Origin of the sequence: Sphingomonas sp. R-74633, assembly GCF_013416555.1 — a bacterium.
In the GTDB taxonomy this organism is placed as follows: Bacteria; Pseudomonadota; Alphaproteobacteria; order Sphingomonadales; family Sphingomonadaceae; genus Sphingomonas.
The window spans coordinates 369,720-393,600 of the sequence record NZ_JACCFG010000005.1; the positions used below are offsets into that span (position 1 = coordinate 369,720).

Annotated in this window: 26 protein-coding genes; 12 read left to right on the forward strand and 14 right to left on the reverse strand. The window is 67.1% G+C overall.

What is annotated here, in order from left to right; translation table 11 throughout:
• Positions 1–17: 17 nt before the first annotated feature.
• On the reverse strand, positions 18–1,916 hold the full coding sequence (locus tag HZY97_RS17915; protein WP_180147032.1) for a M61 family metallopeptidase: 1,899 nt from the start codon (positions 1,914–1,916) through the stop codon (positions 18–20).
• Between the two features lie 138 nt (positions 1,917–2,054).
• Here HZY97_RS17915 and HZY97_RS17920 point away from each other — a divergent pair, with 138 nt between their 5' ends.
• A complete protein-coding gene (locus HZY97_RS17920; protein WP_180147035.1) occupies positions 2,055–3,356 on the forward strand; it encodes an isoprenylcysteine carboxylmethyltransferase family protein in 1,302 nt (433 codons plus the stop codon).
• 1 nt (position 3,357) lies between these two features.
• Here HZY97_RS17920 and HZY97_RS17925 read toward each other — a convergent pair whose 3' ends face one another.
• Positions 3,358–4,098: a 16S rRNA (uracil(1498)-N(3))-methyltransferase gene (locus HZY97_RS17925; RefSeq protein ID WP_180147038.1), complete on the reverse strand. Its 741-nt coding sequence runs from the start codon at positions 4,096–4,098 to the stop codon at positions 3,358–3,360.
• Between the two features lie 59 nt (positions 4,099–4,157).
• A complete protein-coding gene (locus tag HZY97_RS17930; RefSeq protein WP_180147040.1) occupies positions 4,158–4,868 on the reverse strand; it encodes a hypothetical protein in 711 nt (236 codons plus the stop codon).
• 114 nt (positions 4,869–4,982) lie between these two features.
• On the opposite strand from HZY97_RS17930, the gene ubiA reads away from it, so the two are divergent.
• From ubiA to HZY97_RS17950, 4 genes are all read left to right on the forward strand, one after another.
• Positions 4,983–5,897 carry a 4-hydroxybenzoate octaprenyltransferase gene (gene ubiA / locus HZY97_RS17935; RefSeq protein ID WP_180147043.1) on the forward strand — a complete coding sequence of 305 codons (915 nt, stop codon included), beginning with the start codon at positions 4,983–4,985 and terminating at the stop codon, positions 5,895–5,897.
• 31 nt (positions 5,898–5,928) lie between these two features.
• A complete protein-coding gene (locus HZY97_RS17940; protein WP_180147046.1) occupies positions 5,929–7,275 on the forward strand; it encodes a TldD/PmbA family protein in 1,347 nt (448 codons plus the stop codon).
• The gene (locus tag HZY97_RS17945) at positions 7,268–8,053 is read left to right on the forward strand and encodes a 3'(2'),5'-bisphosphate nucleotidase CysQ (RefSeq protein ID WP_180147049.1); all 786 of its coding nucleotides are present in this window, start codon (positions 7,268–7,270) and stop codon (positions 8,051–8,053) included. The genes HZY97_RS17940 and HZY97_RS17945 overlap by 8 nt, the downstream gene beginning before the upstream one ends.
• A gap of 196 nt (positions 8,054–8,249) precedes the next feature.
• Positions 8,250–8,831: a hypothetical protein gene (locus HZY97_RS17950; protein ID WP_180147052.1), complete on the forward strand. Its 582-nt coding sequence runs from the start codon at positions 8,250–8,252 to the stop codon at positions 8,829–8,831.
• Position 8,832: 1 nt separating this feature from the next.
• Here HZY97_RS17950 and HZY97_RS17955 read toward each other — a convergent pair whose 3' ends face one another.
• Positions 8,833–9,621, reverse strand: coding sequence for a class I SAM-dependent methyltransferase (locus tag HZY97_RS17955; RefSeq protein WP_218943133.1), 789 nt, complete (start codon positions 9,619–9,621; stop codon positions 8,833–8,835).
• A gap of 87 nt (positions 9,622–9,708) precedes the next feature.
• On the opposite strand from HZY97_RS17955, the gene HZY97_RS17960 reads away from it, so the two are divergent.
• Positions 9,709–10,143 (forward strand): Rrf2 family transcriptional regulator, encoded by a 435-nt coding sequence (locus tag HZY97_RS17960; protein ID WP_180147058.1) that lies wholly within the window; start codon positions 9,709–9,711, stop codon positions 10,141–10,143.
• Here HZY97_RS17960 and HZY97_RS17965 read toward each other — a convergent pair.
• The 5 genes from HZY97_RS17965 to HZY97_RS17985 form a co-directional block, all read right to left on the reverse strand.
• Positions 10,140–10,331 carry a hypothetical protein gene (locus HZY97_RS17965; RefSeq protein WP_180147062.1) on the reverse strand — a complete coding sequence of 64 codons (192 nt, stop codon included), beginning with the start codon at positions 10,329–10,331 and terminating at the stop codon, positions 10,140–10,142. The genes HZY97_RS17960 and HZY97_RS17965 overlap by 4 nt on opposite strands.
• Positions 10,332–10,358: 27 nt before the next feature.
• A complete protein-coding gene (locus HZY97_RS17970; RefSeq protein ID WP_180147064.1) occupies positions 10,359–11,069 on the reverse strand; it encodes a hypothetical protein in 711 nt (236 codons plus the stop codon).
• 3 nt (positions 11,070–11,072) lie between these two features.
• Entirely contained in the window at positions 11,073–12,272 is a 1,200-nt protein-coding gene (locus HZY97_RS17975) for a toxic anion resistance protein (RefSeq protein ID WP_180147067.1), read from the reverse strand.
• Positions 12,273–12,379: 107 nt separating this feature from the next.
• Complete coding sequence (locus HZY97_RS17980; RefSeq protein WP_180147070.1) at positions 12,380–12,736, reverse strand: hypothetical protein; 357 nt, start codon at positions 12,734–12,736, stop codon at positions 12,380–12,382.
• A gap of 62 nt (positions 12,737–12,798) precedes the next feature.
• Positions 12,799–13,371 carry an NADPH-dependent FMN reductase gene (locus tag HZY97_RS17985; RefSeq protein WP_180147072.1) on the reverse strand — a complete coding sequence of 191 codons (573 nt, stop codon included), beginning with the start codon at positions 13,369–13,371 and terminating at the stop codon, positions 12,799–12,801.
• A gap of 307 nt (positions 13,372–13,678) precedes the next feature.
• Between HZY97_RS17985 and typA the strand changes: the two genes are divergently transcribed.
• The 3 genes from typA to HZY97_RS18000 all read left to right on the forward strand — a co-directional run bounded on the left by typA (position 13,679) and on the right by HZY97_RS18000 (position 17,035).
• On the forward strand, positions 13,679–15,502 hold the full coding sequence (gene typA, locus HZY97_RS17990; RefSeq protein WP_180147075.1) for a translational GTPase TypA: 1,824 nt from the start codon (positions 13,679–13,681) through the stop codon (positions 15,500–15,502).
• Between the two features lie 69 nt (positions 15,503–15,571).
• Positions 15,572–16,132, forward strand: coding sequence for a hypothetical protein (locus HZY97_RS17995; protein ID WP_180147079.1), 561 nt, complete (start codon positions 15,572–15,574; stop codon positions 16,130–16,132).
• Between the two features lie 57 nt (positions 16,133–16,189).
• A complete protein-coding gene (locus HZY97_RS18000; RefSeq protein WP_180147082.1) occupies positions 16,190–17,035 on the forward strand; it encodes a rhamnogalacturonan acetylesterase in 846 nt (281 codons plus the stop codon).
• A 226-nt stretch (positions 17,036–17,261) separates the two neighbouring features.
• On the opposite strand, the gene HZY97_RS18005 is transcribed toward HZY97_RS18000, so the two are convergent.
• Positions 17,262–17,660: an EVE domain-containing protein gene (locus tag HZY97_RS18005; RefSeq protein WP_180147085.1), complete on the reverse strand. Its 399-nt coding sequence runs from the start codon at positions 17,658–17,660 to the stop codon at positions 17,262–17,264.
• A gap of 140 nt (positions 17,661–17,800) precedes the next feature.
• Here HZY97_RS18005 and HZY97_RS18010 point away from each other — a divergent pair, with 140 nt between their 5' ends.
• From HZY97_RS18010 to HZY97_RS18020, 3 genes are read left to right on the forward strand one after another with little or no spacing between them, the layout of a single operon-like run.
• Positions 17,801–18,175, forward strand: a complete 375-nt coding sequence (locus HZY97_RS18010) for a hypothetical protein (protein WP_180147088.1) — start codon at positions 17,801–17,803, stop codon at positions 18,173–18,175.
• Positions 18,176–18,225: 50 nt separating this feature from the next.
• Complete coding sequence (locus HZY97_RS18015) at positions 18,226–19,875, forward strand: FAD-dependent oxidoreductase (protein WP_180147091.1); 1,650 nt, start codon at positions 18,226–18,228, stop codon at positions 19,873–19,875.
• Between the two features lie 17 nt (positions 19,876–19,892).
• Positions 19,893–20,165, forward strand: coding sequence for a DUF3297 family protein (locus HZY97_RS18020; protein ID WP_180147094.1), 273 nt, complete (start codon positions 19,893–19,895; stop codon positions 20,163–20,165).
• Positions 20,166–20,305: 140 nt separating this feature from the next.
• On the opposite strand, the gene HZY97_RS18025 is transcribed toward HZY97_RS18020, so the two are convergent.
• The 4 genes from HZY97_RS18025 to HZY97_RS18040 all read right to left on the reverse strand — a co-directional run bounded on the left by HZY97_RS18025 (position 20,306) and on the right by HZY97_RS18040 (position 23,692).
• Positions 20,306–20,704, reverse strand: a complete 399-nt coding sequence (locus HZY97_RS18025) for an endonuclease domain-containing protein (RefSeq protein ID WP_180147097.1) — start codon at positions 20,702–20,704, stop codon at positions 20,306–20,308.
• 70 nt (positions 20,705–20,774) lie between these two features.
• Positions 20,775–21,539 carry an isocitrate lyase/phosphoenolpyruvate mutase family protein gene (locus HZY97_RS18030; protein WP_180147100.1) on the reverse strand — a complete coding sequence of 255 codons (765 nt, stop codon included), beginning with the start codon at positions 21,537–21,539 and terminating at the stop codon, positions 20,775–20,777.
• A 273-nt stretch (positions 21,540–21,812) separates the two neighbouring features.
• A complete protein-coding gene (locus HZY97_RS18035) occupies positions 21,813–23,366 on the reverse strand; it encodes a methyl-accepting chemotaxis protein (protein ID WP_180147102.1) in 1,554 nt (517 codons plus the stop codon).
• Positions 23,363–23,692 (reverse strand): hypothetical protein, encoded by a 330-nt coding sequence (locus HZY97_RS18040; RefSeq protein WP_180147105.1) that lies wholly within the window; start codon positions 23,690–23,692, stop codon positions 23,363–23,365. The genes HZY97_RS18035 and HZY97_RS18040 overlap by 4 nt, the downstream gene beginning before the upstream one ends.
• Positions 23,693–23,881 lie beyond the last annotated feature (189 nt).

Here is a 23,881-nt window from a genome sequence, read left to right on the forward strand (position 1 = left end):
TTGGCGCCCCTCCGCCGTCATTTCGGCTGGAGGAGTTTATCCAGGCCAGCCTCTCCTTCGCTTATTTTTTCGAGGTGCGGATAGCGCAGGCCATCATGATAGTCGATGGCCACGTCGCGATAGCGCGAACCACGCTTCACGGTGAGCTTGATCGGCTCCTTGGCGCCCTTTGCGGCCTTCACCGCGTCGCGCAGCTTGTCGGCCGTGAACACCTGGCCATTCACCGCGACGATCTCGTCGGCGAGCGTCAGCCCCGCATCGAATGCCGGGCTGCCCCACATCACACCGGAAATGCCCTTGGTGCCGATCGAAAGCCCCAGCGAATAGGACAGGTCGATCCCGCCACCGCCGCGCATCGTGCTCTTGTTGGGCACGTCGGTATAGACCAGCTTGTAGCCGCCGCGCTCGAAGCCCTTGAGCGGGGCGCGGTCCGAAACCTGGTTCACTCGCTCGTCGAGGAACTTGTGCCAGTCGTACGGCACGACCTGGTTGAGCGTCGCGACCACATCGTCGAACGTGTAGGTCACTTCGCCATAATCGCCGTCGCGGCCGCCGAAGAAGATGCGGGCGAAATCGTCGATCGACTTGGTGCCGCCGGACTTTTCGCGGATCACCGAATCGGCGTCCATCCAGATCAGCAGGCCTTCGTTGTAGTAATCTTCCGAGCGCTCCCAGCTCACCCAGCCCTTGGGCGCGCGCGGGCTGATCACCGGATCATTGGTCGTGTCGCCCATCGGGCGCCAGGTGCGGCCCTGGCGATTGTCGAGGCTCGCGGCGATGCCGGCATAGGCTTCCAGCGTGTCGGCCTTGCTCACCAGGCCCGATCGCGCCTGGAGGACATAGCCCCAGAACTGGGTCTGGCCCTCATAGACCCACAGCAGCGAGCCGCGCATCGGCTGGCGAAAATCGGCGGTCCACAGGTCCGCGCCGCGGCGGAACTTGCCGTCCCAGCTATGCGTGTATTCGTGCGGCAGAAGGTTGCGGCTGGTGACCTTCTCGTCCCACTTGGTGAAGAAGCCCAGGCCCGTGCCGTCCTCGGAGCTGCGATGATGCTCCACGCCGATCCCGCCCAGCTCGTCGCTGATCGAGAACAGGAAGCGGTAATGGTCGTAATGCTCGACGCCGAAGGTCTTCACCGCCTGGTCGACCAGGTTCTTGAGCTTCTGGACCTGGTCCGGCGTCGCGGCCAGTTCCTCGGGCGTGTCTGCATAGGTCTCGACCGAGACGCGGTCGGTCAGCTTGATCTGGCGGTAATGGCGGCCGGCAAGCACCGGCGAGTCCATCAGCACGTCATAGTTGGTCTTGTCATAGGTGTAGACGTTGCCGCTCACCTTGGCGTCCACCGCCGAGGATGCCGTCCAGCCGTCGGGATAGGTCACCTTGGCCTGGATCGGGATGCGGCGGGTATAATAGCCGGCCGGATAGAGGCTGAGCGAGAAGAACTGCACGCTCGCCAGGTTCGGCGTCATCACAATGCGCCCCTGGTCGCCCACGGTCGCCGAGACGAAGTTGAAGCTCACATCGAGCTTCTTCGCGCCCGCCGGCACATCGATATGGAAGGCGAACACGTCGACCGGGTCGCGCTTCCACGGGATCACCTTGCCGTTCGCCTTGATGACGAGGCCGCCCAGCTTCTCGATCTCGCCACGCGGGCCGTGCTTGCCGGGGATCCACTTCGGATAGAGCAGCACCATGTGCCCGCTCTTCGCGACGGGGATCGTCTCCTTCACGTTGAAGATGCCGCGCCCGGTGTCGGTCGCATCGATGTCGAGCGTCAGCGTGCCCGGATAGGGGATGTCGCGCGCGTCGGGGATCGTGTTGGTATAGGGCGCGGTCTGCGCCGGCGCGGAGTTTTGGGCCAGCGCGGGGGCGGAAACGGAAGCGAGCAGGGCAGCTGCGGCAAGCGCACGGATCATGTTGGGGAGCGACCTCTCTTCTTGGAGTCGTTGGGTCATAGGACCCTCCGGGCAGGGGCGTAAAGGCCTGCACATGTGGCGGGTCCCTGGGGCAATCCTTCACGGGACGCTAACCATTGCGCGCTAGTCGTTTCCGCCATGTATCACGATCCCCAGCTGGCCGCCGAAGCCAAGGCCGATCCGCGCCCCCGCTCGGCGGTGAGCACCGGCGTCGGCATGGCGGGGCTTGCCGGCATGGCCGCCTGGACGGCCTTCGCCAGCGTCTACCGGCTCGACGGCCCCTATTCGGCGATGGTCAACGTGCTGGCCTGCGCTATCCCGATGGTGCTCTGGTCGCTGCTCGTCGACAAGGTCCATCGGAACCCGACCACCGGGATCGACTGGTCCTCGACGCGCACGCTCAAGGACACGCTCGACATTTCGGTGACCAAGCTCACCGGGCTGTGGCTGACCTGGGGCGGCATCGCGGTGATCTATGCCGTCTTCCGCTTCTGGTGGACCGGCCGCTATGCCAATTTCGCCTGGTCGATCTGGTGCATCGAGATGGCCGCGCCGGCGCTGTTCCTGCTTTCCATCCCCTATGTCCTCTGGCTCGACCGCAAGCTCGTCCAGCCCAAGGACGGCGCCTGGAATCTCGGCGCCTGGCTGATGGGCCTGAAGGAGCCGATCGACCACAAGGCGATCCAGAACCATCTGCGCAGCTGGGCGGTGAAGGGCTTCTTCCTCGCCTTCATGCTTTCGATTGTCCCGCCCAATTTCGGCGATTTCGTCGGCTGGGACTTCAGCCGCATGTTCGAGAACCCGGCGGTGGTCGCCAATTACTGCATCAGCTTCATGTTCGTGATCGACGTGGCTTTCGCCACTGCCGGCTACATCCTGACGATGCGCCCGCTCGACTCGCACATCCGCACCGCCACGCCCTATGCGGCGGGCTGGACCGCGGCGCTGATCTGCTATCCGCCCTTCGTGCTGATGAACGAGGGCGGCGTGCTCGACTATCACCCCGGCAGCGCCGACTGGACCTATTGGTTCGCCGGCCATCCCTGGGTGCTGGGCGGGCTCGGCGCAGTGCTGGTGGCGCTGACCGGCATCTATGCCTGGGCGACGATCGCCTTCGGCATCCGCTTCTCGAACCTCACCCATCGCGGCATCCTCACCCACGGTCCCTATGCCTGGAGCCGCCACCCCGCCTATCTGGCGAAGAACAGCTTCTGGTGGCTGTCGGGCCTGCCTTTCCTGGCGACGACCACCTGGCTCGAAGGCATTCGCAACGCCGCGATCATGGCCGTGGTCAGCGGCATCTATTACTGGCGCGCGCGCACCGAGGAGCTGCATCTGGGCTCCGATCCGGCCTATCAGGAATATAGCGCCTGGATGGCCCGCAACGCGCCGGTGCCGCGCTTCTTCGGCTGGCTGGGAAGCAAGCTCCGTCCGGCCTGACTTACCAGTCCCCCGCAGCACCCATCCACAACGCGACCGCCGCCGCCGCCGCGGTCTCTGCCCGCAAAATTCGCGGTCCGAGAGAAATCCCCACCGCCTTGGGATGCGCCCGGATCGCTTCGCGCTCGGCCTCGTCGAACCCGCCTTCGGGCCCGATCAGGATCGCCGCCGGTCCCGGATGTGCGCGCATTGCTTCCATCGCCGGCACGCCGCCGGTCTCGTCGGCAAAGAACAGCACGCGCGCCTCGGGCCAGTCGCGCAGCAGCGCCGGCAGCTTCACCATCTCGTCGAGCACCGGCAGCGCGGTGCGCCCGCATTGCTCGGCCGCCTCGATCATGTGCGTGCGCAGCCGCTCGAGATTGAGCTTGTCGACCACCGCGCGCCGCGTCAGCACCGGCACCAGCCGGTCGACCCCGAGCTCGCACGCCTTCTCCGCGATCCAGTCGATCCGTCCCTTCTTGATCGGCGCCGCGCACAGCCACAGATCGGGCACCGCCTCGCGTTCGCGCAACTTGTCGGTGACTTCGAGAACCAGGTCGCGCTTGCCGATATGGCGCGCCACGCCGGCCCATTCGCCGGTCTTGTCGTCGAACAGCTTGACCGCTTCGCCCAGCTTTATCCGCATCACCGAGACGAGATAATGCGCCTGCGGGCCGTCGATCCGGATCTCGCCGGGTGACAGCTCGGTCTCGACGAACAGGCGTGGGGCGGATTGGGGCGGCCAGGCGGGAGTAGCGGGCATGACGCCTGCTCTAGCCGCCGAGCCGGCCTCCCGTCACTCCCCCTGCTCCTGGTCCAAGCTTATTCGCCCATGCCACCCATGCCGCCGCCGGGGCCCATGCCGCCCATGCCGCCACCGCCCTGGCCCATTCCGCCGCCGCCGCGCCGGCCGCCGCCGCCACGCCCGCCCATGCCGCGGCCGCCACCGCCGCCCCGCTTGCCGGGCTTGAAGCTCGGCGTCTCCAGCTTGGGCAGTTCGGACTTTTCGATCTTGCCGTCGCCATTCTTGTCGAGCAGCGCGAAGCGCTTGTCGGCGGCGATGCGGAACTCGCGCGCATCCACGCCGCGATTGAAGTTGGTGTCGGCCACCGCCACCGGCTCGGGATAGTCGAAATAGCCGAAGCGCGCCGCGCCCTGCGCGACATAGGTCGCCTTGGGCCGGGGCGAATCGCTGTCGCCGCTGCCTTCGGTCGATTCCGCTTCGGTGCCCATATAGCCGCCCACCCGGATCATCGGCGCGACCTCCGTCTCGTAATATTCCAGGTCGTCGGGATCGATCTCGCCGTCATGCCCGCGATCGAGCACTGCGAAGAAGCGCGCCGCATCGGCTTCCATCTCGTCCTGAGTCAGCACCCCGTCATGGTTCGCGTCGGCCTTGTCGAACCAGATGTTCGGCGCGTCGGGACCGCGGAACGGCTCGCCCATCGGGCTGATGAAGAAATTGGGCGGCGTGTCGGCCAGCGCAGGGGTGGCGGCAGCAACGAGCGTCAGGCTGGCGAGGAGAAGGCGCATCGAATGTTTCCAAGGTGAAATGGTGCCAACCTGCCGGTGCGCCCGCATTGTCGCAGAATTATGCCAGATTGTTGCGGGCTTGATCTTTGCGGCCTGCGCGCGGAGACGAGGGCGATGGCCGAAGCGCAGCAGATCGTACCCGATACCGAGCATCGCGGGCTGGTGGGCCTGCTTCCCGCCGCCGCACGTCCCTATGCGCTGCTCGCCCGCTTCGACCGTCCGATCGGCTGGTGGCTGTTGTTCTGGCCCGGCGCCTGGGCGGTCGCGCTCAGCAAGGGCGCGGTCGCGCGCTGGGACCTGATCCTCTGGCTGCTGCTCGGCGCGATCGCGATGCGCGGCGCCGGCTGCGTCTATAACGACGTGGTCGATCGCGACCTCGATCGTCAGGTCGCGCGTACCCGCAGCCGCCCGGTGGCGAGCGGCGCGGTCTCGGTGAAGTCCGCCGCGCTCTGGCTCGCCGCGCTCCTCCTTGTAGGTATGGTCGTCTGGTTCCAGCTCCACTGGCCCGCGCGCCTCGTCGCGCTCGCCAGCATCGCGCCGGTCGCTGCCTATCCCTTCATGAAGCGGATCACCTGGTGGCCCCAGGCCTGGCTCGGCCTGGTCTTCTCCTGGGCCGCTTTGGTCGGCTGGATCGAGATCGGCACGCAACCCCTGCTCCCGCTCGCCTTGCTCTATGCCGGCTGCATCGCATGGGTGATCGGCTATGACACGATCTACGCAGTGCAGGATATCGAGGACGATGCGCTGGTCGGCGTCCGCTCCTCCGCCCGCGCGATGGGCAGCCATGTCCGCGGCGGCGTCTCGCTCTTCTATGTCGTCGCGCTCGGCTGCTGGGGAGCGGCGATCTGGCAGCTCCGCCCCGATCTGCTCGCGCTGGCGACGCTGCTGCCGATGGCACTCCATCTCCTCTGGCAGGTCGCGACGCTTGACCCGAAGGACGGCGCCAACGCGCTCGCCCGCTTCCGTGCCAATCGCAATGCGGGCTTCCTGATGTTCGCTGCCTGCTTCGTCGTCGGCCAGACGCTTTGACCTTCGGCCCTCACATACCTAGATCGCACCGATGCTGACCATAACCGAAGCCTGTGAACGTGCCGCCGATGTCGTCGCGCGGGCGCGCGCCGCAGGCGCCGACGCCGCCGATGCCGTATTCGCCGCCGACAGTTCGCAATCGGTCTCGGTGCGCATGGGCGAGCTCGAGGATGTCGAGCGCTCGGAGAGCGAGGAGCTCGGCCTGCGCGTCTTCGTCGGCAGCCGCTCGGCCAGCGTCTCCACCTCCGACCTGAGCGGCGACGCGCTCGCCACGCTCGTCGAGCGTGCCGTCGCGATGGCGCGTGAGGCGCCCGAGGACAAATGGGCCGGTCTCGCCCCCGAGGCGCGGCTGCTCCACGGCCAGCCGCCGATGCTCGATCTCGACGACGGCGCCCAGGTCGATCCCCCCTCGCTAAAGGCGCGCGCACTCATCGCCGAGGAAGCAGCGCGCGGGGTCGAGGGCGTCACCAACAGCGAAGGCGCCAGCGCCGGCGCCTCGCGCTCGGTAATGACGCTCGCGACCAGCCACGGCTTCACCGGCGGCTATGCCCAGACCAGCCACGGCACTTCGGCCAGCGTCCTCGCCGGCGCGGGCGGCGCGATGCAGCGCGACTATGCGCATCATTCAGCCCGCCACGCCGCCGGCCTCGAAGCGCCCGAGCTGATCGGCCGCCTTGCCGGCGAGCGTGCCGTCGCCCGGCTCGATCCCGCCAGGATCCCCAGCGGCGCGATGCCCGTCGTCTTCGATCGCCGCGTCTCCGCCGGGCTGATCGGCCATTTCCTCGGCGCGATCGCCGGCGCCGCGATCACCCGCAAGACCAGCTTCCTGCTCGACAGGCTCGGCCAGCAGGTTTTCGCCACGGGCGTGACGATCTGCGACGATCCGCATCGCCCGCGCGGCCTGCGCTCGCGCCCCTTCGATGGCGAGGGCCTGCCCGTCCAGCCGGTCAAGCTCGTCGATGCCGGCCTGCTCGAGACCTGGCTGCTCGACAGCGCCTCCGCACGCCAATTGGGCCTCGAGCCGACCGGCCATGCCTCGCGCGGCATCGGCGGCGCGCCCGGCGTGGCGCCGTCCAACCTCTTCATGGAGCCCGGCCATATCCCGCCGGAGACTCTGGTCGGCGAGATCGACTATGGCATCCTCGTCACCGAGCTGATCGGGCAGGGCGTCAATGGCGTCACCGGCGACTATAGCCGCGGTGCCGCCGGCTTCCTGATCGAGAAGGGCGAGATCACGCGCGCGGTCTCCGAAATCACGATCGCGTCGAACCTCAAGGACATGTTCCTCAACCTCACGCCCGCCAGCGACCTCGAGTTCCGCTACGGGATCAACGCGCCGACGATCCGCATCGACGGGATGACGATCGCCGGTGCCTGAGGCCGGTCTTGCCTCCCAGGTCGCGGCGATCGCCGCGGAAGCGGGGCGCCTCGCGATGGCGCGCTGGGATACCGACTTCAAGCGCTGGGAAAAGGTGCCGGGCAGCCCGGTCTGCGACGTCGATCTCGAAGTCGATTCGCTGCTCCGCGTCCGCCTGGCCGCATTGCTTCCCGAAGCCGGCTGGCTCTCCGAAGAGACCGCCGATAACAGCGATCGCCTGTCGCGGCGGCTGCTCTGGGTGGTCGATCCGATCGACGGCACGCGGGATTATCTGCGCGGCCGGCCCGGCTGGGCAGTGTCGATCGCGCTGGTAGAGGATGGCCAGCCAGTGATCGGCGTGCTCGATGCGCCCGCGCGGAGCGAAGTCTGGATCGCCGAGGCGGGGAAGGGTGCCTTCCGCAACGGCGCGCGTCTTGCCGTCACGCCGCGCGACCAACTCGCCGGCGCCCGCGTGCCCGCGGACCAGCTTCCCACGGTCGACAGCGATCTCGTCATGGTCGCGAAGCCCAATTCGATCGCGCTGCGGATCGCGATGGTCGCGGCGGGCGAAGCGGACCTGCTCGCCACGATCCGCTGGGGCAATGAATGGGACATCGCCGCCGCCGTGCTGATCGCGAGCGAAGCGGGCGCGGCAATCTCCGACGCGTTCGGCCGCCCGCTTGGCTTCAACACCCCCGGCGCCCAGGCCTTTGGTGTCCTCGTTACCGCGCCTGGGATCCATGAAGCTGCAGTAGAACGGCTGCACGAGCGCGCGGTTACAGTCTCCGCCGGCGCGTAATATTTCGGGAATATTGCGTTTCCGTGCCCGCTTGAACTACGCTGTCCAAGAAGAGCATGCTTCACAAGAAGTGGCTAAGGGGGCGGGATAGTTGCGAAGCGGTGAAGGTTCTATCGTTGCGCAATGCATCACCAGTCTCGGACTCGGGATATTGGAAGCCGATTCACGTTTCTCCGAGCTTGTTCAGCGCGATATCTTGGACCTGCGAAAATTCGGTATTCTCGAGCTGACGCACAAAGAAGACCTCGCGCCGAACACCGCGCACATCAATAATCTGCGCGACCATGGCGAGCCCTTCGTCATCGTCAAACGCTATGTCCGCGCGGATGATTCGATCTGTTGGGTGCGCAATCATGTGTCGCGCATCTCGAACGGCGTCGGCGGCATGGTGTATCTTGCCACGGTCGAGGCAGTAGATGCCCCGCTTGACGGCGACCGCGCGCTGCTCGACCTCGCCACACGCGTGCTGAAGTGGCGCGACGTGCGCTGCGGCAGGTTCGGCGCCGAAATATTCAGCGAGCCCGCGTCGGACATGCTCGTCGACCTGTTCGTCAGCGAGCAGAAGGGCCGCGAAGTCTGCGTGTCGAGCGCATGCCTTGCCAGCCACGTGCCGCCCACCACCGCGCTGCGCCATCTCTCGCTGCTCGAGGAAAAGGGGCTGATCGCCCGCGTTCCCGATCCCTTCGACCGGCGGCGCACCGTGGTCGAGCTGACCGGGCAGGGCCGCGCGACGGTGACGGCGATGCTCCAGACCTTTCAGCGCTCCGAGGGGCGATAGGCTAGCGCCGCGCGACCGCGATCAGCGCGGTCGATGCGATCGGCAGCACCGCGCGATCCCCCGCCATCCGCCGCACCTCGGCGACCACCGCCGCCTGCTGGCCCGCGTCGAGCGCCAGCCAGTCCGGGCTCATCCCGAACAGTTCGTCCGGCGTGTCGAGCTGGCGCATGTCCAGCGCGAAGTCGTGCGTCACCCGGTCGATCCGCGGCGCCGCGAACCCGGCATCGACCATCGCCGCCGACAGCCATTCGGGATCGCCGAGCGCGACCGCGCCCTCGGGCAGCCTCGTCTTGCCATCGAGCTTCGGGAACAGCCGCCGGCGGATCTGCGAGAGCAGCAGGAAGGTCGCGGCGCCTTCGCTCTGCCAGGTGGCGAGTACGCCCGGTCCGCCGGGCCGCGTGACCCGCGCCATCTCGGCCAGCCCCTTGCGCCAGTCGGGGAACATGATGACGCCGAATACCGAGAATACCGCGTCGAAGCTGGCATCGGGCAAATCTAGCGCCTGCCCGTCCATCACCTTCGCCTCGACATTGGCCAGCCCCGCCGCCGCGATCCGCGCGACCATGCCGGACGAGAAGTCGGTCGCCACGATCTGCGCGCCGCTCCGTGCCGCCGCCAGCGCCAGCGCGCCGGTGCCCGCCGCCACGTCGAGCACGCGCATCTCCGGCGTCAGCGTCACCCGCGCCAGCGCCTCTTCGGCGAACTGCGCAGTGAACGGGTGGGCGGTGCGCTCGTAATTGGCCGCCGCATCATCCCAATGCGCGGCATTCTCGTGCTTCTTGTCGGTCATTGGCGTGCCCTTGCGAATCATGTAACATCATAAGTGCCATGAAATCCTGCGCTTGCCAATTGCCGTCGCGCCGCTGAGGAAAGACCGATGCGAAAGGACAGCCGCCTATCCCGGATGCTCCATGTGCTGCTCCACATGGCGCGGCACGACGGGCCGATGACCTCGGAGCACATCGCCAGGATGCTGCAGACCAACCCGGTGGTCGTCCGCCGCACGATGGCCGGGCTGCGCGACGCCGGTTACGTCCGCTCGGAGAAAGGCCATGGCGGCGGCTGGGTGATCGCCGCCGATCTGGAAAAGGTCTCGCTGCTCGACATCCACCGCGCCGTCGGCGGCCCGACGCTATTCGCGATCGGCAGCGAGCAGGACAACCCGGCCTGCGCGGTCGAAGCGGCGGTCAACGAAGCGCTCGACGAAGCGATGCGCGAAGCCGAGGCTTTATTGGTGGCCCGGCTCGGCGCGGTCAGCCTGGCCCAGCTCGCCCGCAGCTTCGATGCGCGCTGCTCGGCGCCGCCGGATTAATGATAATATAGCGACAGCAAGACCGCTGTGAGCGCCAGGGCCAGGCACGACAGCGGCCCGGCGAGCGACACTGCACCCCATATCCCGGCGGATATATTCGCGGCCCTGAAATCAGCGACCATGTTCCGGGCGCAATAGACGGCGCTGACAGCCAGCAGCAGCAGCGAGGCGATCAGCCATTCAGTCATGCGCGTGGGTGCCTGCCGCGTGTGCGGTCATCCCTCGTCGCCCTGGTACTTGATCTGCAGATAGCGCCCGCGCGTCGCCAGATTGTCGAGGTCGCCCTGCGCCAGCTGCGCGGTCATCTCGGCGATCTCGTCGTCGATCAGCTGCAGGCCCTGCGCCAGCTGCTGGTCCGGCGTCAGCCCGTTGCGCTCCACCCGGCGCAGCGGCTCGGGGACGCGGCCATAGCCCTTGACCAGTTCGGGCAGCTGCTCGCCGATCAGCTTGCGCACTTCCACTGCCGCCGGGCTGTTCTCGTCGAGCGTCGCAAGCTGCGGCGCCATCGTCTCGAGCTTCACGCCGATCGAATCGACCAGCCCGCGCACCGGCGAGGGCAAGGCAGGGCGCTGCGTCTCGAGCCAGCGCTCGGTCGAGCGCGGCAGCGCCTTGAGCGGGATCTCGGCCAGCTTCTCGACACTTACCGGCGCGCTCGCCGGCATCACCGCGAAGAGCATCGTGGCAGCGATCAGCAGCACCGCGACGAGCAGCGCGCCCATCATGCCCAGCGGCGCCACCGCCAGCGCGAAGACGATCGCGCCGACGATGATCACGCCGTCCGCCGCCGCGATCCGCCCGATCCGGCGGACCACTTCGGCCTCGCGGTGCTGGCGGTTGCGGCCGGAGACCGCGACATCGGTGCGGCTGCGCACCCGATTGAGCGTGTCCCCGATCCGGTTCAGCTCACGATCGACATCGGTGGGCACGGTTTACATCGCCTCCAGCTTGAACGTCTCCGCCCCGCCCGAGACCTGGTTCTGCGCGGCACCCTCGGCCCGCGCGATATAGCCTTTCGACTTCTCGACTTCGTTCGACAGCGTGTTGACCGTGGTCTTCATGCTGTCGAGCGCCTTCAGCTTGAACGTGTCGATCGCATCCATCGTGTCATAGATGTTCTGGAACGCGCGCTGGAGCGTCTCGACGGGGATCGTCGAGTTCGCCGCCTGCTCGTGGATCGCCGCCGACTGGCTCTTTAAGAGCGCACCGGTCGAATCGATCAGCCCCGCCGTGGTCGAATTCAAAGCGGTGATCTGGTCGAGCACCAGCTTCTGGTTGGTCAGCGCCTGCGCCACCGTCACTGCGGTGCGCAGCGCCGAGACCGTGGTGGTCGAGGCGCGGTCGACGCCCTTCACCAGCTCGACATTGTTCTTCTTGACCAGGTCGAGCGCCAGATAGCCCTGCACCGTCACTGCCATCTGCGTGAGCAGGTCCTGAGTGCGCTGGCGGACATAGAAGAGCGCGGTCTCGCGCAGTGCCTTGGCCTTGGCCGGATCGCTGTGATCCAGCTCGTTCGCCTTGTCCTCGATCTTCGCGTCCATCGCCTTGGACAGATAGATCATCTGCTCGAGCCGCCCCATCGCCGACCACAGGTTCGTCCGCTCGGTATCGATCGCGGCATTGTCCATCAGCAGCTCGTCCTTGCCGTTGGACAGGCTCTTGAGGATGCCGTTGATGTGCGTCTGCGAGCTTTGATATTTGCGGAAATATTGCTGCATCCCGCCGCCGAACAGCTTGGAGAGGAAGCCCTGGCTCCCGCCGATCAGCTTGCCGTTCTGGCTGGGGTCGAGCTCTTCCACTTTCTTGCGCAGCGCGAGCAGGTCGGCGCCGACGCCGTCATTGCCCATCGCCTTGACCGGCCGGTCGAGGAACCGGTTCGACTGGCCCGCCGCGTCGCGGATTTCCTTCTGCCCCATCGCCGCGATCGCATCGACGCGCTTGCCGAACTCGGGCGAGTTGACGTCCTGCGCGACGAGATCGTCGATGAAGCTGTCGACGCGTGCTTCCAGCTCGGTCTTCTTGGTGTCCTCGACAGGCACCAGCCCCGCTGCCTTTTCGGGCGCGACGACCTTCACCGGCTCGGGCGGAGTCAGCACCAGATCCTGTTCGGCCACCAAAGGTTCGCTCGCCATTCTCACGTCTCCAAAACCGTTCGGCCCCAGCATAGGGTCATCCGGGCGGCAGTCCAACTGTGTCGTTTATGTAATACACCACGTCCGCCCCGCCAAGGGCCAGGGCCTCAGTGGCTTTCGCTCTTCACTTCGCTCGCCCGGTAGATCTGCTCGCCGTCGCGCAGCACGGTGAGGCGGCAGCCATTCTCCGGCTCGCTCGCGCCCGCGCAGAAGCGCGCACCTTCGCCCGCGCCGTTCGCGCTCTCGGCCATGGCGCCCTTGGCGGCGGAAAGTCGCACCGGCGGGCTGCCGTTCGCTCCCGCCACCAGCACATGGCAGCTGCCGCTGCTCGATTCGCGGCAGGTGAGCATCAGCTTGCCGCTGGCGAAATCGGCCTCGAGCACCAGGCTGACATTCTGCTTCTCGGTCTTGGCGGCCGAGCAGCCGGCGAGCAGCGCCAGCGGCACCAGCATCATCTTGTTCATGCGGATACTCCTTCGCGACGCATCTTAGCGCGGTTTGGGCTGCGATGTAGTCATATAATACACTAGCCTGCGTCGCGCGCCGCCTTCAGCGCATTCCCCCACCACCGCAGTTCCTCGAACAAATGCCCGAGCCGGCTTTCCTCGCGCTCGTCGGCGTTGAAGCGGTGGCCTTCGCGCCGTGCCCAGATGCCCTGGAGATGCAGCGCGCCTTCCAGCGGCGCCATCTGCAGCTCGCGCGAGACCATGGTCAGCTGCTCCACCGATCGCGCGCCGCCCATGCCGCCATAGGCGACAAAGGCCACCGGCTTGCGGTTCCACTCGGCATAGACGGTGTCGAGCGCGTTCTTGAGCACCGCCGGGATGCCGTGATTATACTCGGGCGCGATCAGGATGAAGCCGTCGGCGCCGGCCACTTTCTCGCCCCAGGCGATCTGCTTCGGATCGCTATAGCCGCCGGCCGCCGGCGGCTTGGCATAGGGGTAGAAGGGCAGGTCCCAGTCCTTCAGGTCGATCAGCTCGCAGTCCAGCGCGTCGCGGCCCTCAGCGCCCTTGATCACCCAATTGCCCACCGGCTCGGCCATCCGCCCCTCGCGGACCGAACCCAGGATGACGAGGATCTTCAGCGGCTCGGCCATGTTCTTCCCTTCATGTGACGAAGCGCTGTCCTACAGCGCCGATTTGTGGTTCAGAATGGCCGATGACGCATATTGCTCCAATCGCCCTTTTGGGGGCTCTTGCCGGCAGCGCTCCGCACGCCCATCTCCCGGGTCGAGAGCGTCGCGCGCGTGAGTGTCGTGACTTTCGTGACTTTCCGCGCCGAACCCACGCACGGGGCGAGTCAACGGAATCAACATTTTCGCCGCCGGGCCTCCGTGAACACCGGGCTTCCCGCATCGCACAAATTGCTGTACGGGCGCGCCAACTTACTTCCAGGATAGCATCATGAACCTTCGCAACGTGGCGATCATCGCACACGTCGACCACGGCAAGACCACGCTCGTCGACCAGCTCTTCCGTCAGTCCGGCACCTTCCGCGACAACCAGCGCGTCGAAGAGCGCGCGATGGATTCGAACGACCTCGAAAAGGAGCGCGGCATCACCATCCTGGCGAAGCCGACCTCGATCGAGTGGGAAGGCACGCGCATCAACATCGTCGACACGCCCGGCCACGCCGATTTCGGCGGCGAAGTCGAGCGCATCCTGTCGATGGTCGACGGCGTCGTCCTGCTGGTCGATTCGTCGGAAGGCGCGATGCCGCAGACCAAGTTCGTCACCGGCAAGGCGCTGGCGCTGGGCCTGCGTCCGATCGTCGTGGTCAACAAGGTCGACCGTCCGGACGAGCGCATCCAGGAAGTGCTCGACGAAGTGTTCGATCTGTTCGTGACGCTCGACGCCACCGACGAGCAGCTCGATTTCCCGGTGCTCTACGCTTCGGGCCGCAACGGCTATGCCAGCGACGATCCCACGCGCCGCGAGGGCACGCTGAAGCCCTTGTTCGAGAAGATCGTCGATCATGTGCCGCCGCCCTCGCTCGATCAGGATGCGCCGTTCAGCTTCCTCGTGACGCTGCTCGACCGCGATAACTTCCTCGGCCGCGTGCTCACCGGCCGCGTCCAGTCGGGCGTGGTCAAGGTCAACCAGCCGATCCACGCGCTGAACGACGATGGCAAGATCATCGAGACGGGCCGTGCGTCCAAGCTCATGTCGTTCCGTGGTCTCGAGCGCGTTCCGGTCGAGGAAGCACGGGCAGGCGACATCATCAGCCTTGCCGGCCTGGCGGTGGCAACCGTGGCCGACACGATCGCCGATCCGAGCGTCACTCAGGCCATTCACGCCCAGAAAATCGATCCGCCGACGCTGTCGATGCGCTTCGCCGTCAACGATTCGCCGATGGCGGGCCGTGAGGGCTCGAAGGTCACCAGCCGCATGATCCGCGACCGTCTCGAGCGCGAAGCCGAGTCGAACGTGGCGATCAAGGTCACCGAGAGCGACGACCGCGACAGCTTCGAAGTCGCCGGGCGCGGCGAGCTCCAGCTCGGCGTGCTGATCGAGACGATGCGCCGCGAGGGCTTCGAGCTCGGCATCAGCCGTCCGCGCGTGCTGTTCCGTGAGGACGAGGACGGCAAGAAGACCGAGCCGTACGAGACTGTCGTGATCGATGTGGACGAGGAATTCTCGGGCACGGTCGTCGACAAGATGAACCAGCGCAAGGGCGAGATGACGGACATGCGTCCGTCGGGTGGTGGCAAGACCCGCATCACCTTCTCGGCCCCGTCGCGCGGCCTGATCGGCTATCATGGCGAGTTCCTGTCGGACACCCGCGGCACCGGCATCATGAACCGGCTGTTCGAGAAGTACGGCCCCCACAAGGGCAATATCGAAGGCCGCAAGAACGGCGTGCTGATCTCGAACGGCAATGGCGAGGCGCAGTCCTATGCGCTTGGCCCGCTCGAAGAGCGCGGCATCCTGTTCGTCGGCCACGGCGAGGCGCTCTACGAGGGCATGATCGTCGGCGAGAACGCCAAGACGGATGACCTCGAGGTCAATCCGATGAAGGCCAAGCAGCTCACCAACTTCCGCGCCTCGGGTGGCAAGGACGACGCCGTCCGCCTCACCCCGCCGAAGAAGATGACGCTCGAGCAGGCGATTGCGTATATCGACGACGACGAGATGGTCGAAGTCACGCCGTCGAAGATCCGCCTGCGCAAGCGCCACCTCGATCCGCATGAGCGCAAGAAGGCGTCGCGGGCCAAGCAGGCCGCTTAAGGGCTTTCCTACAGGCGGTTATCCATGTTTAGCTCCGTCTAGTCCCCGGTGGACTAGGCGGAGTTTTTCATGCTGCTGATCGCGTTGCTCATTGCCGTACAGGACGTGCCCGGCACGGTGACGCAGCCGAAGCAGGATGCGGACGGCAAGCAGAGCTGGTCGATCCTCAACGATCCCTGTCCCTCGCCGCTGGGGCGCAAGCCGGAGGAGATCCTGGTCTGCGCCAAGGGTGCGCAGCCCGATCCGCGTCTGCCTTTGCCTGATGAGCGCGGCCCGCCCGACCGGCCGATGCCGAGCAATCCGGACGTCACCGGCATCGGCGCGCTCAACGCCACGGTCGCGCCCTGCGCGACGCGTTCGGAAGGCTGCACGACGGGCATCAACATCCTGGGCGGCGGCACCTTCCTGATCCGCGGCATCGGCAAGCTGCTCAACCCGGACAGCTGCTGCGAGGAGCCGGGTGAGGCGACCAATCCGGTCAAGCTGGTGACCGACACCGTTGGCGGGATCGGGCGCAGCTTCAGGAAGAAGCCCGACAAGTCCAATCGCGTCGCCATAGCGCTCGACGATCTGCCCCCGCCGGAGCCGCGCGTTCTGCGCGATCTCGAAGTCTGGGTCCCGCTGCCCTGATTGTCACTGGCACCGGTGTCATCTAGCATCGGCGCAAACAGAGTCGGGAGAGATTGGATGCGGAAACTGCTGCTCGCCGGGGTCGCCCTGGTGCTTTCGCTCGGGGCGGCGCAAGCCCAGGATCGGCCGCCGGCGGTGCCGATCAAGGCCTCGAAGATCATCCTCGTCGGCGATTCGACCACCCAGGTGCTGTCGGGCTGGGGCGGCAGCTTCTGCGCCACCCACGTCACCAGCTTCGCCGCCTGCGTGAATCTCGCCCGCGGCGGGCGCAGCACCTATAGCTACCGCGCCGAGGGCAGCTGGGATCTGGCGCTCGCCGAGATGAAGACGCCGGGCTTCGTGAAGACCTGGGTCCTCATCCAGTTCGGCCATAACGACCAGCCGGGCAAGCCGGGCCGCTCGACCGACCTCGCCACCGAATTCCCGGCCAATCTGCGCCTCTATGTGAAGGAAGCCCGCGCCGCTGGTGCCGAGCCGATCCTGCTGACTCCGCTCACCCGCCGCCAGTTCAAGGCGGGCAAGCTCGACCGTGATCTCGATCCCTGGTGCGACGCCATCCGCAAGGTCGCGGCGGAGATGCACGTGCCGCTGGTCGACCTCAACAAGCGCAGCGCCGATGCGGTCGAGGCGCTGGGCCCGTCGATGGCCAACCGCTTCGCCCAGGTCGCTCCGGCCCGCGAAGTCTCGGCAGCAGCGCTCACCGGCACGACGATCGCCAACCCGGCCGCGACTCCCACCGCTGCTCCAGTGCAGAATAACGCCGCGGTCGAACCGCTGGGCGATGCCAAGCTGGCGTTCGACTACACGCATCTCGGCCCGGTCGGCGCCGATTTCTTCTCGAAGATGGTCGCCGACGAGCTCGCTATCGCGGTCCCGAAGATGCGCCCGCTGCTGGTGCCCTGACCGGGCCTTGCAATGTAGGATTTTGCCTGCTTGGCTTGTGCGGTCGGGCCCTGTGTCCGGCCGCTCTTTGACTCTGTTGGAACGATAGGATCGGCGCCGCGCAAGAATGTTGCGAGACGCAGCGCGTTGCTCCGAACTGTGTCAACGCAGGGCGGACGAAACCCGCTCTTGGTGCGTACTTCCTGTACTTTGGCGAGTCGTTCGGTGTCGCGCTGTTGGATCCCGCTTAAGCGCCCAGCTCGAGGATCACCGCCCATTCGTCGTCGCGGACGGGCGTGACCGAGAGGCGCGATTGGCGGAGCACTTCGAGCTTGGCGAGCCGCGGTTCGGTCTTGAGCGTCTCGAGCGTCACCGGCTTGGCGAGCTTGCGCACCGGCTTCACCGCCACGCTCGCCCATTTGCCGTCATCACCGTCCGGCTGCCAGGCGCGGGTGATCTCCATGATTCCCACGGCGGCCTTTTCGGTGTTCGAATGGTAGAACAGTGCCTGGTCGCCCGGCTCCATTTCCTTGAGGAAATTGCGCGCCGTGTAGTTGCGCACGCCGTTCCACTCGGTGGCGCCCTCCTTGATGAGGTCGTCCCAGCCATAGACATCGGGTTCGGAGCGGAGGAGCCAGTATCGCATGCGCCCGCATTAACCGCCTAAACCGCTGCTTAACAACCGATTCCGAACCAGTTCAGCCGCCGCGCGTTATCTCTCCAACCTCAGCGCCGCGACTCGTCCCGCTCGACGGCCGCCGACGCCAGCAAGTGAGGAGGAAAGTGATGATTGATTTCGTGAAGAAGGCAGCCCTTGGCGCCGTGATGGGCGCCACCGTTCTCACCGCTGCGGCGCCGGCTGCAGAGGCGCAGCGCTATCGCGGCGGCTATGACCGCGGCCATTATGACCATTATCGCGGCCGGGATAACACCGGCACTGCGATCGTCGCGGGCATCGCCGGCATCGCCATCGGCGCCGCGATCGCCGGCAATGACCGCCGCTACGATTATGACCGCGGCTATTACCGTCAGCACGGCTATTATCCGACCGACGGCTATTATTACCGCAATCACTACCGCTCGTACCGCGGCTACTGCGAGACCCGCCGGGTCTATGATCCCTATTATCGCCGCCCGGTCGCAGTGCGTTACTGCCGCTGACACCCTTAAGGGGGGCTAGCCTCGCGCTGGCCCCCCGCTAGGCTGCGGGCATGGGACATGATTCGCCGCTCCAGCCGTTCGACCCTTCGGATCCCTATCGCCGGGAAGCCCAGACCTTTCCCGAGCTCTCGGACGACATGTCGGCGCGCATCGCCGGCTTCGGCACGGTCGAGGCGCTGCCCGAGGGCGGCACGCTGTTCCAGCATGGCGACCGCAGCGTCGATTTCTTCCTGATCCTCGACGGCGCAGTCGAAGTGCTCGACGCCGATGCCAAGGGGCAGGAATGCCTCGTCCACCTCCACGGGCCGCGCCAGTTCACCGGCGAGCTCGACCTGTTCAACGACCGCAAGATCCTCGTCACCGCCCGTGCCCGGCCGGGCACCACGGTCGTCCGCGTCGGCCGCGCCGCGTTCCGCCGGCTGATCGCCGCCGAGCCCGATATCGGCGAGGTGGTGATGCGCGCGTTCATCCTCCGCCGGGTGGGCATGATGCTGCACGGCCAGGCCGGCGTGGCGCTGATCGGCCCGGCCCATGCCGCCGACACCGCCCGGATCGAGACGTTCCTGCGCCGCAACGGCTTGCCGCACCGCCGGATCGACACCGAGACCGAAGTCGATGCCGGCGGCTTCCTGGAGTGTTTCCACCTGACGCCGGCGGACCTGCCGGTGGTGCTGGTCCGCGGCCAGGCGCTGCGGCGGCCGAGTAACGCGCAGGTGGCGGATGCGCTGGGCCTCACCACCGATCTCGACCAGAGCCATGTCCATGACGTCGCTGTGGTCGGTGCCGGGCCCGCTGGCCTGGCCTCCGCCGTCTATGCCGCCTCGGAAGGGCTCGACACGATCGTCATCGAGTCGATCGCGCCCGGCGGGCAGGCGGGGACCAGCTCGAAGATCGAGAATTACCTCGGCTTTCCCACCGGTATCTCGGGTCAGGCACTCGCAGGCCGGGCGCAGGTGCAGGCGCAGAAATTCGGGGCGCGGCTGCTCGTCTCGCGCGGCGCCGCGGGGCTCGACTGCTCGGGGGCGCCCTTTGTGGTCAAGCTCGACGACGACACCGAGGTGCTGGCCCGCTCGGTGGTGGTCGCCACGGGAGCTCGCTACCGCAAGCTCGATTTGCCGCGTTATGCCGAGCTGGAAGGCAATGGGATCTACTATGCCGCCACCGCGATGGAAGCCGGGCTTTGCGCCAACCAGGAAGTGGTGGTGGTCGGCGGCGGCAATTCCGCCGGGCAGGCGGCGATGTTCCTCGCCCGCACTGCCGGGCATGTCCACATCCTGGTGCGGGGCCCGGGGCTGGCCGAGACGATGTCGCGCTATCTGATCGAGCGGATCGAGGCGTCGGAGCGGATCACGCTCCATCCCTTCACCGAAGTCACCGCACTGGAGGGCGACCGCCATCTCACCGCCTGCAGCTGGACGCATCGCCACAGCGGCGACGAGACGCAGCGCGACATCGGCGCGCTGTTCGTCATGATCGGCGCAGTGCCCTCGACCGACTGGCTCGACGATTGCCTCGAGCTCGATCCCGCCGGCTTCGTGAAGACGGGCAGCGGCGAGACCTTCTTCTGCTCGTCCAAGCCCGGCATCTTCGCGGTGGGCGACGTCCGCTCGGGCTCGGTCAAGCGGGTGGCATCTGGGGTGGGCGAGGGATCGGTCGTCGTCTCCTCGATTCACCGCTATCTTGAAAGCCAGCGCCAATAGCGGCAAAGGGCTGGCCCATGAGTGACACGCCCCCCGACCGTCTGTCGGTCAACCAGAGCAGCCCCTATTTCCAGCGTGAACTGCTGGAGCGCGGCATCGGCATCCGCTTCAAGGGCGTCGAGCGCCGCGACGTCGAGGAATATTGCATTTCCGAAGGCTGGATCCGCGCCGCTTTGGGCAACAAGGTCGACCGCAAGGGCAACCCGCTGACCATCAAGCTGTCCGGCCCGGTCGAGGCCTGGTTCGAGCGGCCCGCCGAAGGCGCTGCGGAAGAGCCCGCCGAGGGCTGATCTTCAACCGATGGGTTGAGCGATTCGTTGATTTCGTTGACTCGCTTTCATGTGAGTCACGGATTCGCTGACTCGAGCCCGCACCGGCGGTCCTAGTCTCGACGCTGAGAAAGAGCCTGTCGAGCGTGACAGGCAAAATCCTACATTTCCAGCGGTTTATTGCTCCCCTCCCTGAAAGGGAGGGGCTGGGGGTGGGTCGACGCCCGCGAGACGGTGGCGAGTATCGTTTCGACCACGCCGTCCATGTTCCCGAGCACGTCGTGATTCCAAAAACGCAGGACTGTCCAGCCCTGCGCTTCCAGATAGGCGGTGCGTGCAACATCCGCCTCGACGCGCGACGCGTGCTGGCCGCCGTCCAGTTCAATTGCCAGTTTCAGCGTGCGACAGGCGAAATCGAGGATGTAGTGGCTTACCACCAGTTGGCGCGTGAATCGCGGGCGGAGCCGGCGCAGATATTGCCAGAGCGCGCGTTCGGCGTCGGTGGAGTGGGTGCGCAATGCTCTGGCGTTGGACCTGAGTTCTGGCGGCGTGCGCTGCATACCCCTCCTGCGGTTTAGCGGGCGTCGACCCACCCCCCAACCCCCTCCCTTTCAGGGAGGGGGCTTTTAGTTACCCCCCAAACGCCGCCCGTGCCGCGTCCTCAAAGGCCTTGAGCGCGGCCATATGGGGGAAGGGGCCGTGGCTGATCCGCGCCACGCCGGTTTCCGCCACCGCCTTGGCGTCCGGTGCGCCGGGGAAGGCCATGAAGTTGACCGGCAGCGGCACGGCCTTTGCCACCCGCTCGAGCAAAGCGAGGTCGGCGAGGCCGGGGACGAAGAAGCCGCTGGCACCGGCGTCGGCATAGGCCTTGCCGCGTGCGATCGCCTCGTCGGCCATCGCTTCGTCATGCGTGTCGCCCTTGGCGATCAGGAAGATGTCGGTGCGCGCATTGAGGAAGAAGTCGGGTCCGACCGTCCAGCGGATCGCGGCGATGCGCGCGGACTGGTCGGTCACGCTGTGGATCGTCCGCGCAGGGGTGCCGTTGGTCGCGACGATCTGGTCTTCGAAATTGCAGCCGATCGCGCCGGTGGCGACGAGCTTCTCGACATTGGCGGCGACCGCGTCCGGATCGACGGCATAGCCGCCCTCGAAATCCACGCTCACCGGCAGCGCCACCGCCGCCACGGTACGCCGGGAATTGGCGAGCGCGAGATCGAGCGGCAGCGCTTCGGCATCGTCATAGCCATGCGCGGTGGAGACCGAGGCGCTGCCGGTGCCGATCGCCTTTGCGCCTGCCCGCTCGGCGACGCGCGCGCTGCCCGCATCCCACACGTTGAACAGGATCACCGGATCGCCGGGCACGTGAAGCGCGGCAAAGCTCTGATACTTGGACATGGAGAACCCCTCTTGTTCATGGATTGTTCTAGAGGGGTAACGACGCTACGGCAAGGGGGTGTAGCACCCGACTACCGCACAAAATTGTCGGCCGGGCCGGAGGTATTTCGGCGGCGTTGGATCGCTGCTCCTCTTAGTCACCCCGGCCTTGTGCCGGGGGCCACTGTGCCGCGCGGACTGCGCAAGCCGGTCTTGTCTTCAGCTCACCTCTCGGTGGACCCCGGCACAAGGCCGGGGTGACGAGGGAATATGGCTGCGGCCGCTTTGCGGCCTTCAGTGCAGGCTGGCGCGTGCAGGTGCGCGACGTGCCGGCACCGCGGCCGCCTCGGCGATCTGGAAGCGCGCGGCGCTGTCCGCCAGCGACTCCACTTCGTCGCTGAGCTTGCGCGCAGTGGCGGAGGTTTCCTCGACCATCGCCGCGTTCTGCGTGGTGGAGGCTTCCATCGTGCTCACCGCGGCGCTGATCCGGCCGATCGCATCGGCCTGGGTCTGATTATCTTCGGCCATCGCGCCGAGCAGCTTGTGGACCTGCTCGACATGCTCGGAAATGCTGCCGAGCGCGCCATCGACCTTCTCGACCGCGCCGACGGCGTTGTGGATGTCGCCCTGCGTGACGGTGAGCTGCTCGCGGGCGCGCTTGGCTTCTTCCTCGGCGCGCATCGCGAGCGCGGAGACGAGATCGGCGACCACCGCGAAGCCGCGGCCCGCCTCGCCGGCGCGGCCGGCCTCGACCGCGGCATTCATCGCCAGGACTCGGGTCTGGAAGGCGATCTTGTCGAGGCCCTCGATCACATCGTCGATGCCGCGCGCGCTGTCGGAGACGCGGCCCATCGCGACTACCACTTCATCGGAGACACTGCGGCTTTCGCGCACGGTGACGATCGCTTCGTCGGCACGCGCGACGACGCCGTCGGCGCTGAGCGCGATCGCCTTGAGCCGGCGGTCCATCAGGCCGATCGCCTCGCTGGTCTGCTCGAGTGTGTGTGCGGCGCTTTCGGTGCGGCGGGCGAGGTCCTCGGAGGCGGCGGCGATCTCGGTCGAGGCGAGCTGGATCGCCTCGGCACCCTGGCCGACCGAGCCGATCAGCTTGGAAAGACTATCGATGGCGAGGGTGAAATCGGCCTCGAGCGCGGCATAGGCGGCGGGGAGCCGGCCGGCGAGGCCGGTGCTGAGGTCGCCCTTGGCCAAGGCGGCGAGGCTGGCGCTGACGGTCTCCAGCGTTGCGGTGAGCTCGGCTTCGTGGCGCGCGCGCTCGGCCGCGGTCTGCGCCTCGATCTCGGCGCGCTGGCGGGCGCCGGCGTTGAGCGCGTCGATCAGCCCGGCCATGCGCGCGGCGAGGAAGACGAGCGCGCCGGTTTCGGCGATCAGGATCACCGCGTGGAGCAGGATGCGGCCGATGCCGCCGCCGCCGAGGAACACCCAGTCGGGGACGAGCATGCCGAGGCCGAGATGGTGGAGCGCGACCACGCCGGCGCCGGCGACGAGCGCGCGCCAGTCGCACAGCATCGCGGTGGTGGCGAGCGCGGCGAAGAACAGCATGTGAAGGTCGACCTGCCAGGGCTGGCCCTGGAAGACGAACAGCATCACCGCGGGCTGGGCGACCATCGTCATCGTCACTGCCATGCGCGCGGGCGCGTCGGTGCGCCCGTTCAACGCGAGCCAGACCGGCCAGGCGGGCAAGGCGAGCGCCAGGAACAGCGCCACGCCCTCGTTATTCACGTCGGTGAAGAAGGTGCCGGCCACGGTGGCGAGCGCCATCACGCCCATCAGCGCGGCGAGCAGCTTCATGCCGGCGTGGCGCATCGCGTCGAGGGAAAGTTCGGTCATTGCGGGGATTCCGTGGCTTCGCCGCAGATGCGCGGCGCGATGCTGACAAGGATCATGCCGTGCGCGAGCGCGGCGGGGAGGAGGCGGGTGCGCTCGCCTTCGACGAAGCGCGAGGCGGGCAGCGGGCCGGGGCTGCCCAAAATGGCGCCGGCGCCGAGGCCGACATTCTCGACCGACGCGGCACTGGCCGGCACCAGCGGCACGAGCAGCATCGTCCCGCGCGACGGCGGGGCGAAGAGGAGCAGGCCGGGGGCGAGCACCAGCCCCGCCTGCCAGACAAGGGCAAGCGGCAGTCCTGCACGCGAAGGGGCGGGGCTGTGGTCCACCCCTTATTATAGAGGCCGGCTAGTAGCTGAGGCGGGGCCGAGGCCTCGGGGAGTCTACGGAAGTGGGGCGTAAAGCCCTCTCCCCGTCGGGGAGAGGGGCAGGACTATGGATTGGTCCCGGCGCTCTGTTTCAAGACACACGCCCCCTCTCCCCGACCCTCTCCCCGGAGGGGAGAGGGAGGAGAGGTG

Excerpts from the sequence above, each read along its gene's own strand:
- HZY97_RS17915 (WP_180147032.1), bottom strand. The coding sequence starts at position 1,916 with ATGATCCGTGCGCTTGCCGCAGCTGCCCTGCTCGCTTCCGTTTCCGCC.
- HZY97_RS17920 (WP_180147035.1), top strand. The coding sequence starts at position 2,055 with ATGTATCACGATCCCCAGCTGGCCGCCGAAGCCAAGGCCGATCCGCGC.
- HZY97_RS17925 (WP_180147038.1), bottom strand. The coding sequence starts at position 4,098 with ATGCCCGCTACTCCCGCCTGGCCGCCCCAATCCGCCCCACGCCTGTTC.
- HZY97_RS17930 (WP_180147040.1), bottom strand. The coding sequence starts at position 4,868 with ATGCGCCTTCTCCTCGCCAGCCTGACGCTCGTTGCTGCCGCCACCCCT.
- ubiA (WP_180147043.1), top strand. The coding sequence starts at position 4,983 with ATGGCCGAAGCGCAGCAGATCGTACCCGATACCGAGCATCGCGGGCTG.
- HZY97_RS17940 (WP_180147046.1), top strand. The coding sequence starts at position 5,929 with ATGCTGACCATAACCGAAGCCTGTGAACGTGCCGCCGATGTCGTCGCG.
- HZY97_RS17955 (WP_218943133.1), bottom strand. The coding sequence starts at position 9,621 with ATGACCGACAAGAAGCACGAGAATGCCGCGCATTGGGATGATGCGGCG.
- HZY97_RS17960 (WP_180147058.1), top strand. The coding sequence starts at position 9,709 with ATGCGAAAGGACAGCCGCCTATCCCGGATGCTCCATGTGCTGCTCCAC.
- HZY97_RS17965 (WP_180147062.1), bottom strand. The coding sequence starts at position 10,331 with ATGACTGAATGGCTGATCGCCTCGCTGCTGCTGCTGGCTGTCAGCGCC.
- HZY97_RS17975 (WP_180147067.1), bottom strand. The coding sequence starts at position 12,272 with ATGGCGAGCGAACCTTTGGTGGCCGAACAGGATCTGGTGCTGACTCCG.
- HZY97_RS17980 (WP_180147070.1), bottom strand. The coding sequence starts at position 12,736 with ATGAACAAGATGATGCTGGTGCCGCTGGCGCTGCTCGCCGGCTGCTCG.
- HZY97_RS17985 (WP_180147072.1), bottom strand. The coding sequence starts at position 13,371 with ATGGCCGAGCCGCTGAAGATCCTCGTCATCCTGGGTTCGGTCCGCGAG.
- typA (WP_180147075.1), top strand. The coding sequence starts at position 13,679 with ATGAACCTTCGCAACGTGGCGATCATCGCACACGTCGACCACGGCAAG.
- HZY97_RS17995 (WP_180147079.1), top strand. The coding sequence starts at position 15,572 with ATGCTGCTGATCGCGTTGCTCATTGCCGTACAGGACGTGCCCGGCACG.
- HZY97_RS18000 (WP_180147082.1), top strand. The coding sequence starts at position 16,190 with ATGCGGAAACTGCTGCTCGCCGGGGTCGCCCTGGTGCTTTCGCTCGGG.
- HZY97_RS18005 (WP_180147085.1), bottom strand. The coding sequence starts at position 17,660 with ATGCGATACTGGCTCCTCCGCTCCGAACCCGATGTCTATGGCTGGGAC.
- HZY97_RS18010 (WP_180147088.1), top strand. The coding sequence starts at position 17,801 with ATGATTGATTTCGTGAAGAAGGCAGCCCTTGGCGCCGTGATGGGCGCC.
- HZY97_RS18015 (WP_180147091.1), top strand. The coding sequence starts at position 18,226 with ATGGGACATGATTCGCCGCTCCAGCCGTTCGACCCTTCGGATCCCTAT.
- HZY97_RS18020 (WP_180147094.1), top strand. The coding sequence starts at position 19,893 with ATGAGTGACACGCCCCCCGACCGTCTGTCGGTCAACCAGAGCAGCCCC.
- HZY97_RS18025 (WP_180147097.1), bottom strand. The coding sequence starts at position 20,704 with ATGCAGCGCACGCCGCCAGAACTCAGGTCCAACGCCAGAGCATTGCGC.
- HZY97_RS18030 (WP_180147100.1), bottom strand. The coding sequence starts at position 21,539 with ATGTCCAAGTATCAGAGCTTTGCCGCGCTTCACGTGCCCGGCGATCCG.
- HZY97_RS18035 (WP_180147102.1), bottom strand. The coding sequence starts at position 23,366 with ATGACCGAACTTTCCCTCGACGCGATGCGCCACGCCGGCATGAAGCTG.